Annotated in this window: 15 protein-coding genes and 1 pseudogene; 2 read left to right on the forward strand and 14 right to left on the reverse strand. The window is 51.2% G+C overall.

The genetic code is table 11. The features are described 5' to 3' along the window. The first annotated feature begins 29 nt into the window (after positions 1-29). Entirely contained in the window at positions 30-608 is a 579-nt protein-coding gene (locus tag ACO0U8_RS16560; RefSeq protein WP_122096743.1) for a TetR/AcrR family transcriptional regulator, read from the forward strand. A gap of 61 nt (positions 609-669) precedes the next feature. Here ACO0U8_RS16560 and ACO0U8_RS16565 read toward each other — a convergent pair whose 3' ends face one another. After that, positions 670-1,326: a GntR family transcriptional regulator gene (locus ACO0U8_RS16565; RefSeq protein WP_421671264.1), complete on the reverse strand. Its 657-nt coding sequence runs from the start codon at positions 1,324-1,326 to the stop codon at positions 670-672. Positions 1,327-1,439: 113 nt separating this feature from the next. Here ACO0U8_RS16565 and ACO0U8_RS16570 point away from each other — a divergent pair, with 113 nt between their 5' ends. Next, the gene (locus tag ACO0U8_RS16570) at positions 1,440-1,916 is read left to right on the forward strand and encodes an OsmC family protein (RefSeq protein ID WP_421671265.1); all 477 of its coding nucleotides are present in this window, start codon (positions 1,440-1,442) and stop codon (positions 1,914-1,916) included. Positions 1,917-1,973: 57 nt separating this feature from the next. Here the strand turns inward: ACO0U8_RS16570 and ACO0U8_RS16575 are convergent, their stop codons facing one another. The 13 genes and pseudogenes from ACO0U8_RS16575 to ACO0U8_RS16635 form a co-directional block, all read right to left on the reverse strand. Beyond that, on the reverse strand, positions 1,974-2,138 hold the full coding sequence (locus tag ACO0U8_RS16575) for a DUF2474 domain-containing protein (protein ID WP_082465766.1): 165 nt from the start codon (positions 2,136-2,138) through the stop codon (positions 1,974-1,976). Positions 2,139-2,149: 11 nt separating this feature from the next. Then, positions 2,150-3,157, reverse strand: coding sequence for a cytochrome d ubiquinol oxidase subunit II (cydB, locus tag ACO0U8_RS16580; RefSeq protein WP_421671266.1), 1,008 nt, complete (start codon positions 3,155-3,157; stop codon positions 2,150-2,152). A 2-nt stretch (positions 3,158-3,159) separates the two neighbouring features. Next, a complete protein-coding gene (locus ACO0U8_RS16585; protein ID WP_056780090.1) occupies positions 3,160-4,584 on the reverse strand; it encodes a cytochrome ubiquinol oxidase subunit I in 1,425 nt (474 codons plus the stop codon). 549 nt (positions 4,585-5,133) lie between these two features. Next, positions 5,134-5,604 carry a hypothetical protein gene (locus tag ACO0U8_RS16590; protein ID WP_421671267.1) on the reverse strand — a complete coding sequence of 157 codons (471 nt, stop codon included), beginning with the start codon at positions 5,602-5,604 and terminating at the stop codon, positions 5,134-5,136. A gap of 64 nt (positions 5,605-5,668) precedes the next feature. After that, positions 5,669-7,051, reverse strand: coding sequence for a VasL domain-containing protein (locus tag ACO0U8_RS16595; RefSeq protein WP_421671268.1), 1,383 nt, complete (start codon positions 7,049-7,051; stop codon positions 5,669-5,671). Between the two features lie 11 nt (positions 7,052-7,062). Beyond that, entirely contained in the window at positions 7,063-7,500 is a 438-nt protein-coding gene (gene tssE, locus ACO0U8_RS16600; protein ID WP_217203067.1) for a type VI secretion system baseplate subunit TssE, read from the reverse strand. After that, positions 7,500-8,078: a type VI secretion system lipoprotein TssJ gene (gene tssJ, locus ACO0U8_RS16605; protein WP_217203066.1), complete on the reverse strand. Its 579-nt coding sequence runs from the start codon at positions 8,076-8,078 to the stop codon at positions 7,500-7,502. The genes tssE and tssJ overlap by 1 nt, the downstream gene beginning before the upstream one ends. Continuing rightward, positions 8,011-9,096, reverse strand: a complete 1,086-nt coding sequence (gene tssG / locus ACO0U8_RS16610; protein ID WP_217203065.1) for a type VI secretion system baseplate subunit TssG — start codon at positions 9,094-9,096, stop codon at positions 8,011-8,013. Before tssG ends, tssJ begins: the two co-directional genes overlap by 68 nt. After that, entirely contained in the window at positions 9,060-10,823 is a 1,764-nt protein-coding gene (gene tssF / locus ACO0U8_RS16615; RefSeq protein WP_421671269.1) for a type VI secretion system baseplate subunit TssF, read from the reverse strand. The genes tssG and tssF overlap by 37 nt, the downstream gene beginning before the upstream one ends. 479 nt (positions 10,824-11,302) lie before the next feature. Beyond that, a complete protein-coding gene (locus tag ACO0U8_RS16620) occupies positions 11,303-11,737 on the reverse strand; it encodes a hypothetical protein (protein WP_421671270.1) in 435 nt (144 codons plus the stop codon). A gap of 6 nt (positions 11,738-11,743) precedes the next feature. Continuing rightward, positions 11,744-11,931, reverse strand: a pseudogene (locus ACO0U8_RS16625) (PAAR domain-containing protein); the annotation flags it as partial. Between the two features lie 58 nt (positions 11,932-11,989). Further along, positions 11,990-12,424: a DUF1240 domain-containing protein gene (locus ACO0U8_RS16630; RefSeq protein WP_217203061.1), complete on the reverse strand. Its 435-nt coding sequence runs from the start codon at positions 12,422-12,424 to the stop codon at positions 11,990-11,992. 121 nt (positions 12,425-12,545) lie between these two features. Then, entirely contained in the window at positions 12,546-12,962 is a 417-nt protein-coding gene (locus ACO0U8_RS16635) for a hypothetical protein (protein ID WP_217203060.1), read from the reverse strand. Positions 12,963-12,970 lie beyond the last annotated feature (8 nt).

Here is a 12,970-nt window from a genome sequence, read left to right on the forward strand (position 1 = left end):
GGTTGCTCAGGGCCAGCACAGGATGGATGATGAAAGAAAATCAGGAGGCGTTAAGGGCTAAAATTCTTGACGGTGCCATCAGTCTCTTTATCGAAAAGGGGATTGAGAAAGTGACGACGCGCGAACTGACCGAGTACGTCGGCATTTCGCGCAGCCATATTTATCACTATTTTCGTGACTGGCAGACGCTGTGCATTGAAGCGTTATCAGTGGTGATGCTGGCGGAACTGAAAGAGTTCACCGCAGAAATTGCGACGCTGCATCCGCAGGAAAAACTGCATACGCTGGTGCGTAATTATCTGCCGGATACGCAGGGTGATATCTGGCAGCTTTACGGCTCGCTGTGGCAACTGGCGGCGCATAACGAGGCTTATGCCGAACTGGCGCGGCTGATGGTGCATAAGTGGCTGGAACTGCTGGCGGAAATTATCCGCGCGGGGATCGAGGCAGGGGTTTTCCGGTCGGCCAACGCAGACCGGGTCACCCGCCAGCTTTCCGCGATCATGAATGGCTATTCCGATCAGCTGATCGTCATGCCTTCTGCCGAAGCCCGTCAGGAAGCGATGGACGATATTCTGGATTTTGTGGCGCTGGTGCTGGAGAAATAACCCCATTCCCAGGCGGCTTCTTCTGGCGCAGTGGCCCGGAACATCGGCTTCGGGCAGTCACTCATTTCTGAGCCGAAATCCCCTTACTGATGAAATCTTTTAGCACTCTTCCGGCAGATTCAATATGCCGGAAGGTTTCCTGCCGCGCCGCCTCTGCATTGCCTTCCCGGCACGCATTAAGAATCGATTCATGTTCGTGCTGAAATGCCTGAGTGTCTGAAAGCAGTCTGCGCTGAAAATGTTCGTACCTTTCTATCTGATTACGTAACTCGTCGATCATCGCCAGCAGACGCTTATTTTGACACCCGCGGTACAGCAGACCGTGAAACTCACGGTTGTGCTCTCCTTGCCTGTCGGCGTCTTCGGCATTGCCGAGCAGTGTGTGCGTGAGTGCCGCTCTGGCCAGCGTTTCGGCATCCATATTCTGCACGCTGTTAAATATCGCTTCCCCCTCAAGTAAAGCCCGCAGTTCATAAATCTCAGCGATATCCTCAACAGACAGTGTTCTGACCACCGCCCCGCGGTTTCTGAAAATATCCACCATGCCTTCCTGCTCCAGCAGCCGGATAGCTTCCCGCATCGGAACACGGCTGACAGCAAACTGGCTGGCCAGATCCCTTTCTACCAGCCGCGAGCCATCAGGCAGTGAGCCATTGTTAATCATCTTCCTGAGTGATCCGGCAAGCATTTCGGCGGTGGACTGGGGTTTCAGCGTCATCATTTTCTCCTGTACATTATGGTATAATGGTATACCATTTTTGGCATTAAAGGGAGAACTATCCCTCTCCACCCCTCAGTATCCCCTTATTACTAACGACAGGAGCACCCGCTATGGCACATCGCGAGCATCATTATCAGGTCAACATTGAATGGACAGGCAACAAGGGGCGCGGAACAGAATCCTATAAGGCTTACAGCCGCGATTATGAAATTTCAGAAGGGAAGAAACAAAGCATTGCCGGTTCATCAGACCCGGCATTTCTGGGCGATGCCGCGCGCTGGAACCCTGAAGACCTGCTGGTAGCTTCGGCTTCAGCCTGCCATCAGCTCTGGTATCTGCATTTATGCGCCGAGGCGGGTATCAGTGTTGATTCTTATATCGATAAGGCTGAAGGGGTCATGACAGAAGGTGAGAAAGGGTGTTTCACGAGTATCACACTCAAACCCGACATTGCGATCCGTGCCGGGGATGATATTCAGCTCGCGAAGGAACTGCATCACCGCGCACATGAACTGTGTTTTATCGCGAATTCGCTGAACTTCCCGGTATTGTGTGAACCGGTGATTAGGTATTGTTCAGCGTCTTAACGGGCGGCAGAACGCCATGCTAAAAAAGAGTCCGGCACAGTGCCGGACTCTGTTCACTCAATGACTTCTCATTCCCGCTGCAAACATCAGCAGATGAAACGCCGTTGCCACAACAAATAGCGCCAGTACGCTGCCGCCCCAGATGACGGCCATCCAGCCGACGCGTTTCCAGAACGGGGCTTTGGTGATGACGTTGTCATCCATCTTTTGAATCAGATTCATCAGGTTACTCCTCAGTGATAACCCTGATCCGGTGTGACTTTCCCGCGGAACACGTAGTAGCTCCAGAAGGTGTACACCAGAATAATAGGGATGATGAACAGGGCGCCGACCAGAATAAAGCCCTGACTTTGCGGAGGTGAAGCCGCTTCCCAGATGGAAATGGACGGCGGAATGATGTTCGGCCAGATGCTGATACCCAGACCGGTATAGCCCAGGAACACCAGTGCGAGCGTCAGCAGGAACGGCGCGTGGTGCGCATTTTTGCTGATGGCGCGGAACATCCACGCAGAAACCAGCACCACCAGCACCGGGACCGGCAGGAACCAGTAAAGGTTAGGGCGCGAGAACCAGCGGGTGGCGATGTCGCTGTGAGAGAGCGGTGTCCACAGGCTGACCGCCGCCGTCACCAGCAGGAATACCACCAGCAGCGGTTTGGCGATCTTATGCATCGCTTCCTGCAATTCGCCTTCGGTTTTCATAATCAGCCAGGTGCAGCCAAGCAGCGCGTAAGCCACCACCAGCGCAACACCACAGAACAGCGTGAACGGCGTCAGCCAGTCCAGTGCGCCACCGGCATAAGTGCGGTTCACCACCGGGATACCGTTGATCACCGCGCCCAGCACCACGCCCTGACAGAACGTCGCCAGCACGGAACCGCCGATAAAGGATTTATCCCACACGTGGCGTTTGGCCGGGCTGGCTTTGAAACGAAATTCAAAGGCCACACCGCGGAAGATCAGGCCGAACAGCATCAGGGTCAGCGGGATGGTCAGCGCATCCAGAATCACCGAGTAGGCCAGCGGGAAGGCGCCGTACAGCGCCGCGCCGCCGAGCACCAGCCAGGTTTCGTTGCCGTCCCAGACCGGCGCAACGGTGTTCATCATCACGTCACGGTCGTGCTCTTTTTTCACCAGCGGGAACAGCAGACCGATACCCAGGTCGAAGCCGTCCATCACCACATACATCATCACGCCGAAGATGATGATCAAAAACCAGATCAGCGGTAAGTCGATACCCATTATCAAGCTCCCTTAGTGTCGTCGGTCAGTGATTCTTTGATGGCAGACAGCGGACGCGCAGGCGTGCGGTGCTGGCCCGGACCGCCGTGGTCAACGCTTTCGCCTTCATGCGCCTGCGGCCCTTTGCGGATCAGACGCATCATGTAGCCGTAACCGACACCAAACACCGAGCAGTAAATGACGATGAACAGGATCAGGCTGACGCTCATTTGCAGCACGTTATGGTTGGATACCGCGTCTTTGGTGCGCAGCAGGCCATACACCACCCACGGCTGACGCCCCATTTCCGTGGTGATCCACCCCGCCAGTAACGCCAGCAGACCGGAAGGCCCCATCAGAAAAGCAAAGCGCAGGAAGGCTTTAGAGGTATACATTTTGCCGCCGCGACGCAGGATAAGGCTCAGCACACCCAGCAAAATCATCAGCATGCCGAGGCCAGCCATGATGCGGAAGGTGTAGAAGATGACGGATGAGTTCGGGCGGTCTTCTTTCGGGAAAGATTTCAGCGCCGGGATCTGATGCGTCAGGCTGTGCGTCAGGATCAGGCTGCCCAGATACGGGATTTCAACCGCGTAGCGGGTTTCTTCACGGTTCATGTCCGGATAACCAATCAGCACCAGCGGCGTCGGTTTGTTGTCTTTATTTTCCCAGTGGCCTTCAATGGCGGCGATTTTAGCCGGCTGATATTTCAGCGTATTCAGGCCATGCGCGTCGCCCAAAAATGCCTGAATGGGCGAGACGATCAGCGCCATCCACATCGCCATCGATAACATGGTGCGGATTGCCGGGGTATCGCGACCGCGCAGTAAATGCCAGGCCGCCGCAGAACCGACGAAGAAGGCGGAAGCGAGGAACGCCGCCGTGGTCATGTGCATTAAGCGGAACGGGAACGACGGGTTGAAGATGATCTTCATCCAGCTGACCGGAACGACCAGATTGTTAACAATCTCATAGCCCTGCGGGGTCTGCATCCAGCTGTTGGAGGCGAGGATCCAGAACGTCGACATCAGCGTGCCGAGCGCCACCATGCAGGTGGAGAAGAAGTGCAGGCCGGGGCCGACGCGGTTCCAGCCGAACAGCATCACGCCGAGAAAACCTGCTTCCAGGAAGAAGGCGGTTAACACTTCGTAGGTCAGCAGCGGGCCGGTAATGCTGCCGGCAAACGAGGAGAACATGCTCCAGTTGGTACCAAACTGGTAGGCCATCACCAGGCCGGACACCACGCCCATACCGAAGTTAACGGCAAAAATCTTCGACCAGAAATGGTACAGATCGCGATAAGCCTCTTTTTTGGTTTTTAGCCACATCCCTTCGAGAACCGCCAAAAAGCTGGCCAGCCCGATGGTGATTGCGGGAAAAATGATGTGAAAAGAGACGGTGAAGGCAAACTGGATCCGGGCCAGTTCAAGCGCATCAAGACCAAACATAACAACCTCTTTTTGTGCGTCAGGTATTCCTTCCAAACACAGGCACCGGCACGGGAACCGGCGATGTCTGACATTCGCAGGTGAAGTCTTGAATGAAAGGAAAGTACAACGGGGTTTTGCGAGAGGGCGATTTAACCACAATGAACAAAGGCATTAACAGGGACGGTTTCGCAGGGAAAGTAGTCGCTGAAACACTTTAGCGGCGGTTAAAACGCCGGGGCAGAAAAACTAAATGAGAGGGAAACGGGCAGCAGGGGGGATTATCCACAAAAAGGAAGAGGGCATGTTGTTGCATTGATCTGGATCAAAAAGTTTTGATGTTTTTCAAATGTAATTTCCCTGCATCCTGTAATGGTTTGTTGTGTGCAAAATTGGTAACAAAAAAGTTAAATCAACAGGGGCCTCAGCGCATTCTGATTTTAATGCAATGTAAATTTATGTCATCGGTTTTGATGATATTGGCATCAAAAGGGGTAACGGTTGTAGCATTTCTTTACATTTGCGTGGCTGATTCAGTGAGTGCTGCAAAAAAAATGACGCCCGAAGGCGTCATGGTAGTAAACCCGCAATCATTTCGAAAAAAGCATCTTCATCGAATGTACCACCCGGCCCGGTGGGGGCGTTTGCCGGGCGCCAGGTCCAGTGGCTGACTTCGCCCGCCCGCATAAACAACCGGCATAAAACAGAGATGTGGCCTTGATCGCTGAGGCTGGTTTCCACACAGCCTGTCACGCCTTGCCCGTACAAAAAGACAGGCGTGAATTTCACCAGTTTATCTTCATATTGCAGCCGGATATCCGGAACGCTGAAGGATTTGCCTCCCATCAGAAGTTCTACCAGTGAGACATCGGTGCGTTCAACGCGGATGCCGGTGCCCGTCAGCCACTCTTCCATGTTTTCCTGAAGCAGGTTCATCCGTTCCCGGAACTCGGCAATATCTGCCTGACCTTTATTGGCAAATGAGCCGCTGCGCGGCTGACTGTCTTGCAACTTCTTTAAAAACCGCTCTTTTGCTGACATACATCCTCTGTAATTCAAAATGGCTCATCATCACATGTTTTGATACTGCAACAGCGCCCGTGCGTCAGTGAGCCCCGTTATCCTTTTTATCGGCTGCTGGCGGGGTTTGCGTCAGCAACGCATAGCGGTTCAGCAACTGCGTGAACTGGTTATCCAGCTGCATGACCAGCTGCGCAGACGCGTCCTTGTTTTGCTGTTTTGCCTCGGCAAGTTTGCGCAGCGATTCTTCGACCGGCGGTGAGCTGTTCAGCGCCTGCTGGATAGCAAACACGGAGGATTTAAGCTGTGAGACGGTCATGTATTTGCCGCGTTGTTCATCGAGGCCGTTGAGTTTGTCTGCCAGTTGCTGCAGCTGGGTGTTGGCCGAGTTCCAGCCTGTCAGGTTTTCCAGCGGGAAGGCACGAGCGTTAAGGTTATCGGTCCATTCCTGCGCCAGGCGTTTTGCCGCCGGATTGTCCGGCAACAGCACCTGTGTCTGATGTACCAGCTGCGCACCGGTATCCTGCGCCCAGACCGGCGACAGTGATGCCAGTTGGCGGGTTTGCTGCTGCGTTGCGGCAATAATCTGCGGGGCTTCGCGGCGCAGCATCTCAGCCTCGCGGTGTTTAAGCGCATTGAGTGACGGCGCGTTCAACGGTTTCGGCATCCCCTTTAAGGTCGCCATCAGTTGCTCGCTGGTGGAAGGCGAATAAAAGGCGTTGATGCCCGCCTTCACGCCGCTGCCCGCCAGCACGGTGATCACCACGCCGGCGATAAATCCTTTCCATTGGATTGGGCGCTGAGGTGCCGGTGGCGGGGAGATCACCACCTGCGGCGTAACGGGTTCAGCCTGCGCGACATACACCCAGGGCTCGGATGCCTTGTGGGACCGGTCATCAGGTGTCAGGCTCGCCGTTGCCGGAAGGACCACCGGTGCATCGGTGGTGGCATGCATGTTCTCCAGCCGCACCGCCGCGCCGTGCATGATCGTAATCAGCGAAGCAAGCTGGCTGGCATGTTTCAGTTCAAGGCGTTGCAGGGCGTCACATAATGAAGTGATCAGTTTTTCTGCCTGATAGATTTGCGGCAGATCGCCATATTCCAGCGTCATGCTGCGCAAAATCTGCTGCAGGCGCTGGCTCAGACCCGTGAGGATTTCCATACGCGCGTGAACCGGCTGCGGCCAGAGTCCGGGCCACTGACGGGAGATCAGCGCCTCGAGGATCGCCAGTCCTTCATTCAGCCCGGACAGCCCGACAAGCTGCGTTCTGGCCTGCGTATACCAGGACGCGGTTTGCAGCTCGATACCGTTTTGCTGGAACAGGTTCAGACACAGCTGTTCGACTCTCTTCCAGTTCACATCAGGGCGAGCCGGATGGGTTAATTTGCTGAGCTCTTCGCGTAAAACGGCGTAATCAGGCAGCGCACGCGGGTCGCCCCCGGTGCGCAGCTGGCGTTCAATAGACATGGTTGTTTTCCTTAACTGACGTAATTCTGCTGTTTCATGTGGCGCATCAGCACCCGGCCTTCCGGCATAAATTCTGTGCCGAAACGCACTAAGCCGAGCTCTTTCAGCTCGGCGTCGATGGCGTATTCCAGATGTCCTGGTGTGGATTGCGGCAGTAAAATGACGTGCAGTTTTTTGATGCGTGGCTCGTACTTAAGCAGCGTCTCTGACAGGACGTTCAGCAATGAATGCGCCGTACCCGGCATCCCTTGCAGGATCTTACTCATGTCCGGCAGGCCGTAATCCGGCAGATGGCTGAGGGTGCCGGCGCGACAGTTAAGAATGCGCTGCATATTATCGAGTACCGACAGGATCACCTGATTCTCTTCGCTGACATTATGCAGGTCGAGGCCACCGGCAAAGTTGCCGAGCAGCATTTCGTAGAGTGAGGGAGAGCGGGAAAGTGGCATCAGTCCTTCACCGCCTGCAGCGTCAGGTGGTTTTCACCCAATTCAATGATGCGCGCTTTATCTGGATCTAAATCCTCACGGGCGAGAATCAAACGCCAGTGATTTTTTTCCATATCAGGGTGGCGGAACAGGGCGACGACGGCGACGAATTTAGCGTCTTTTTCCATCGGCATATCTAACGATGCAGCGGTGCCGGGTTTAACCACCACATTACGGCTGGCCAGCAGTTCATCTTTTAAGGCATCGTCACCGTCAACGGCCAGTTGCTGGTATACCGTTTTTTGGAAGTTTTTATCGTCGCGCAATTGATAAATCCGCACTAATACCGGCTCTGACGCTGAGTTTGCCTCCTGGGCGTCGGTATTCAGGGCTTCACGGGCAGTAAAATCCAGATGCAGAACTTTGATCTGTTTATAGAAGAGGGATTTCGTCGCAGATACCGTTCCGTCAGTCACAGTCTGCGTCAGCCCGCAGCCGCCCAGAACTAAGGCGAATGCTGGCAGGACAATTCTATTTTTCCACGCGGTATTTAATAACACGTTGCTTTCCTTCCTGATGCAAATAAGGAGCCATTCCATGGTAGTGGCCCAATTCAACGGTAAAATATTCGGGTATATCGTCCGACGGGGGCCCATCGCCGAGCCCAAGCACGCCGGTCAGACCCAGCCTGATTGGCGAATCACCTAAAATCGGTGCAGGCAGCAGATGAGAGGGAACTGTCAGTTGTATGCGGGCCTTGTAACGCCAGCCCAAATAGACGCGCAACAGCACCATAAAATCAGCCAGTATCATGCCATCCGGCAGCCATTCGGCGGCTTCAGTGGTGTCTGAGGTATGCAGTGAAATCAGCAACTGGCTGTTGGCGTCTGTCCCTTCGTCTCCCATCACCGTGTCGCCTTCCATCCATTGCGCACCTTCATCTGCAAACGCCATTGGAGAAGTAATGCGTACCGTACGCAGGCAATGCGGCGTGACGTCAGCCCGGGTTTCAGGTGCCAGCAAGCGAACCAACGCCTGTACGCCTTCAGCCGTTCTCCCCGGCTGGCGCATGACACCCAGCAACGCCAGAAAGCGAGAGGTAGGTGTTGCAAAATGCTGCTGGGAACCGGGGATACCCATCCCGATCAACCCCAGCAAGCTTTGCGAGGTATTGTCCTTACCGCCTGCTTCGAACGTGGCCGGATAAGAGTATTTGCGCCAGATGCGATAAAACTGCGTCATGATGCGATGGTTGAAAATATCGAGAAAACCTTCCAGCGCCTCATGTCCTTCGCGTTGCTGGGTGATGTCATCGATATAGGATGTCGGTAAAGGTGAATCGACGCCGTACAGCCCCATAAAGGTGGTGCGTACCGTCGGCGGCGCATCGACATGTGCTGCATCGGTTTCCAGCGACTTCAGTTCGCTGACCGGGAACCCCATCCCCGGATGGGGCCGAAAACGCACCCGGTCGTCCGCCGGATTCGCGGTGCCGCCGAGGGGAGATGTGCCGGATTTCTCGAGTAACTGGCAAAACCGAAAGAAGTTAATCTTTGCGATATCCCTTGCAAGCCGGGCATTCAACTGGGAATGCGGGGTTTGTGATTCTCTTCCCATTCCAGACGTTCTCCTGTGGGTTGCAGTATCAGGGTCAGGCGGTTAAACAGATGAATATCTGTGTAAAGCGCAAAAAATCGGCTGAGCATTTCACCAAAGAGGCAGATATCGCCGGTACCGGCAAAACCGTTGCTGTCGAGGGTAATTTCTATGTGTACGCCACGCAGCAGATACCCGCGTTCGAACCTCTCAATCTCGCTGTGTTTAACATCAGCAATGGCTTCCAGCCGACGGCGGTTCATTTCGCTTTCGGTCCAGTCGTACAGGGCAAGTGTTCCGCGCAGAACTTCCGCGCTATCCATCATCCATAAGAAGCTGCTGCCAAGATGGCTGAGCACCCGCCAGTGAAAACGGTCACGGTTAGGCGGGTAGCACGGCATTGATGGCACGGACAAATTGCGCACCCGAACGTTGGCGCCGGTTGATTTCACGGCAGTGTCCAGCACGGTGCTTTGCAATGATTTGCGCGGCAACTGTCCGTTGGTTCCGGTCAGGCTCAGAGAGAGATTTTCGTTATCGGGCACCGTGTGGTTATCAAAGGCTTCGCCGCCGAGCACCAGCCAGGTATCGTGCAGGCCAGAAGGACCGCGCTTGACGCGGGTGTGGTAATAATATTCCGGCGCATCATGGCGCAGCATTCCCCCTTTATGACGAAAACTGGTGAAAGGTACGTATATCTGATGACCGGAATGTTTAGACGACACCACCGAATCCACTGAGTAGATTTCGGTATAACCGTCCTGAATGCGCATCGGACGCAGCAAATATTCGGTCTGTAGCGATGAGAGTGACAGGGGGTCGGACTCGAGCGGGAACAGATTGATAACCGGTACGCAGTGCAAGCGCAGGTGCTTTTCTGAGAATGAGAAATCGTGATCCCAGCGTTTTTCCAGCACCACATCAATGTTGAACCAGGCGAGTTCAGCGGGTAATTCGACGTTTTCCAGACCCTTAAGGGCGACGAACATAAACTTTTCGCGGAAGGTGAAATATTCCAGCAACAGCTGATAGCCGCTGAATGCACTGTCACCTTTCGGCCACAATTGATCCTGCTCACTGAACCCCTGCGGAGCAAAATAAGCGTCCAGCGGCTGTCGGTCGGTGTGACCCGGCAAGCGGATCCACAGTTTTGCAGTGTTGAGTGTCAGCGCTTCATGTAACGCGCAGGCCAGCGGCGCATCGGCATCAAAATAGAGCGGCAGATGACTCAGGTTGATTTTGCTCCAGTCGGCCAGTTCACCACAGTTAAAGCGCAATCTCACCACCGAGCGGCCATCCGGTTCGGTATCCAGCACGGCGCAACTGAGCGACAGCGGCAACAGTTCGATGTCCTGCGTCGTAGTGTAGCGGCAACGCGTAGCCCGCTCGCCAATAGGGCGGGAGAGCACTTCGAACCCTTTATTCACCGCCATTCGCTCTTTCATTCCCCGCCATTCAGGGGTGAATTCAACAATAGAAAGGGAAGGGATCGTGCGCAGGTAATGTGGCCACAGCAGGCTGACTAAACCTTCGGTCAGTTCAGGCAGGTCGTCGTCGAGTTTTTCACGCAGGCGTCCCATCAGGAAGGCAAAACCTTCAAACAGGCGTTCTACATAAGGATCACGGGCACCGGCTTTGTCCAGATTCAATCCGGCAGCGCGGTCAGGATGCGCACGGGCAAATTCTTCGCCCGCTTCACGCAAATAACGCATTTCGGCGTCAAAATAACGCAGGGTTAAGTCTTCCATAAGATTCTCAGTAAATCTAATTATCCAAATATAGATGTTTATGTTTCATGTTTTTTCGTTATGCATTGCATTGCATTGTGAGAGTGTGAATTAGAATAAATAATATTAAATTGGTTTGATAACGCCAATCAATAATTTAATTAACTTCATTGCAAAAACATTTACGCTTCATTTTCTATCGCAGAGAGATAGAATAAATTTTTCAAGGATTCTACATTGTTAATGGTTACGCCACATGTCTGTTATAAAAAAGACTTGTATTAATACACTCATTGTTTCCGGAGTGTTTCTACGATGCTGTTTAACTGATTCATTTTTTAATTAACGAAAAGTCTAATCTGATGGTAACAGCACTAAATGAGATGTTTGACATCCTATGTTAAGTGTAAATCACGCAGGGCGTCCCGGAGATTAAAAATCTCTTACACTCATAAAGGTGTTTATTGCATCTCGTCCATTAAGCCCTCAGTTAACCAAAACTAGTTCGATGTTAATTTAAGGAATTTAAAACAAAAATAACGGGGAGTATACTCTAGGGTATCTTCATGTTTGCCTACTAATATTGTTGCTGCGCAACTCCCTTCTGATTGGGTGAAATCGAAAATTTTGTAACCAACTCTTTTTGACGAATTAATCATCCCGTTGACTTTCCACCCCAGGTAGATCTGTTCATTATCTGTAAGTAAATCGGAAAGTGACAGGGGTATCTGAAGAGACTCGCCAGCGAGTAATTTTTGCGGTTGATTAGCTGATTTGGCCTCGCTTACATCAGGTTCAACCCCGAGTCTACCCATGCTTAAATAAACAGAAATTACCTTATCCGTATCGTTTCTTACAACAATATTGGGTTTCCCATACTGTATAATTGAGAAGATCGCCGTGACAGTAAATAACAAATATATTATATTTTTCATTATCTAATCTCCCGGAATCAGCACGATTTTATTATAAATTCCGCGATTCTGACCGCAGGTCACAGGTCGCAGGTCGCAGGTTTCTGCGCACGTTCAACGGGTTTGCCCATGATGGTGTGAGTAGGTTCACCACTAAGGATTTTTCCCCCGCAGGTGGTTTTATCGCCCAAAACTAAGTAATAACCCTTTGCCATGTCAATATTCCTTTGCTGAAAATCAGTCGAGTAGCGTGATGAATCAAAGACTCAATAGTTAATCTATTTTTATACAATAATTTTTATTAATCGTATACTTGGTCGCCATACCTGGAGTCCATCCAGAAGGCGTTCCTTGACATTCAACATATCCTCTTTGTTTTAATGATTCCTTATAGTAAGCGGAGAATAAAACCATTGATATTGCGGTGAGTAACAAAAAGCAGAGGGATGTTTTTATTAGCTTTTTTGCTTTTTTTTCAGAAATGCTTTTACCATTAATAAAAACAGGGGTTAACATAAGGGCGTAGGGCATAAAAAAAAGAGGAAAGAATACTGCAAAAACCCCCCATTCAGTAAAAATGATAGTTGGAGAATAATTATTATATTTTGAGATTAAATAAACACCAGCATAAAAAACTGAAATAGATATTATTACAAGAAACAAAAAACCACATAATGATAACACCCGCTGTTTTATGTTATATGTCATTAGTATACCTGTATTATACGAGTAAGAATGTCTGAGTTATTGAAAATGAAGAACATGCCTATTTCATTTAAATAACATGATTTTCATGCGTTTAAACTCATTGAGTTTTTTAATGTATTATCTATCGGAAGCAAAGTTTCTCATCAATTACAAATTTAATGGCAGTTCCTGCAGACCATCCAATAGGAGTGCTTTTGCATCTGTAATAGCCTTTGCTTTCAATGTAATGGGTGTACAGCATTGAAGCAATGATAGTTGATAAAAAAATGAAAATAAATGCATAAATAACGAAGGTGTTTATATTTCTTTGTATTTTTTCAGGAGCTAGTTCTCCAGTGAGAATAATATAAAACCCTAGAATGGAAAAAGGAATTGTGATAATTGGAGCAAGAATAACCACTATGCTAAATCTACTGTATATGATCTCTGTGTTATATGTAAAGTATTGGGCACATTCAATGAATTGATAATATGAAATTGTTGGTATAACAATCACAAAAATTAAAGTAACTAAAAGTGCAATCAATTTTTTTTTCATACAATTCC

The sequence above is a fragment of the Rahnella sp. EDr1-12 genome (assembly GCF_049206505.1).
Taxonomy (GTDB): Bacteria; Pseudomonadota; Gammaproteobacteria; order Enterobacterales; family Enterobacteriaceae; genus Rahnella; species Rahnella rivi.

Bases quoted from the DNA above. Each gene is read 5' to 3' on its own strand.
- cydB (WP_421671266.1), bottom strand. From the start codon at position 3,157: ATGGGTATCGACTTACCGCTGATCTGGTTTTTGATCATCATCTTCGGC.
- ACO0U8_RS16595 (WP_421671268.1), bottom strand. From the start codon at position 7,051: ATGTCTATTGAACGCCAGCTGCGCACCGGGGGCGACCCGCGTGCGCTG.
- tssJ (WP_217203066.1), bottom strand. From the start codon at position 8,078: ATGGAATGGCTCCTTATTTGCATCAGGAAGGAAAGCAACGTGTTATTA.
- ACO0U8_RS16560 (WP_122096743.1), top strand. From the start codon at position 30: ATGAAAGAAAATCAGGAGGCGTTAAGGGCTAAAATTCTTGACGGTGCC.
- ACO0U8_RS16585 (WP_056780090.1), bottom strand. From the start codon at position 4,584: ATGTTTGGTCTTGATGCGCTTGAACTGGCCCGGATCCAGTTTGCCTTC.
- ACO0U8_RS16620 (WP_421671270.1), bottom strand. From the start codon at position 11,737: ATGAAAAATATAATATATTTGTTATTTACTGTCACGGCGATCTTCTCA.
- ACO0U8_RS16630 (WP_217203061.1), bottom strand. From the start codon at position 12,424: ATGACATATAACATAAAACAGCGGGTGTTATCATTATGTGGTTTTTTG.
- ACO0U8_RS16590 (WP_421671267.1), bottom strand. From the start codon at position 5,604: ATGTCAGCAAAAGAGCGGTTTTTAAAGAAGTTGCAAGACAGTCAGCCG.
- tssF (WP_421671269.1), bottom strand. From the start codon at position 10,823: ATGGAAGACTTAACCCTGCGTTATTTTGACGCCGAAATGCGTTATTTG.
- ACO0U8_RS16635 (WP_217203060.1), bottom strand. From the start codon at position 12,962: ATGAAAAAAAAATTGATTGCACTTTTAGTTACTTTAATTTTTGTGATT.
- tssG (WP_217203065.1), bottom strand. From the start codon at position 9,096: ATGGGAAGAGAATCACAAACCCCGCATTCCCAGTTGAATGCCCGGCTT.
- ACO0U8_RS16575 (WP_082465766.1), bottom strand. From the start codon at position 2,138: ATGAATCTGATTCAAAAGATGGATGACAACGTCATCACCAAAGCCCCG.
- tssE (WP_217203067.1), bottom strand. From the start codon at position 7,500: ATGCCACTTTCCCGCTCTCCCTCACTCTACGAAATGCTGCTCGGCAAC.
- ACO0U8_RS16565 (WP_421671264.1), bottom strand. From the start codon at position 1,326: ATGACGCTGAAACCCCAGTCCACCGCCGAAATGCTTGCCGGATCACTC.
- ACO0U8_RS16570 (WP_421671265.1), top strand. From the start codon at position 1,440: ATGGCACATCGCGAGCATCATTATCAGGTCAACATTGAATGGACAGGC.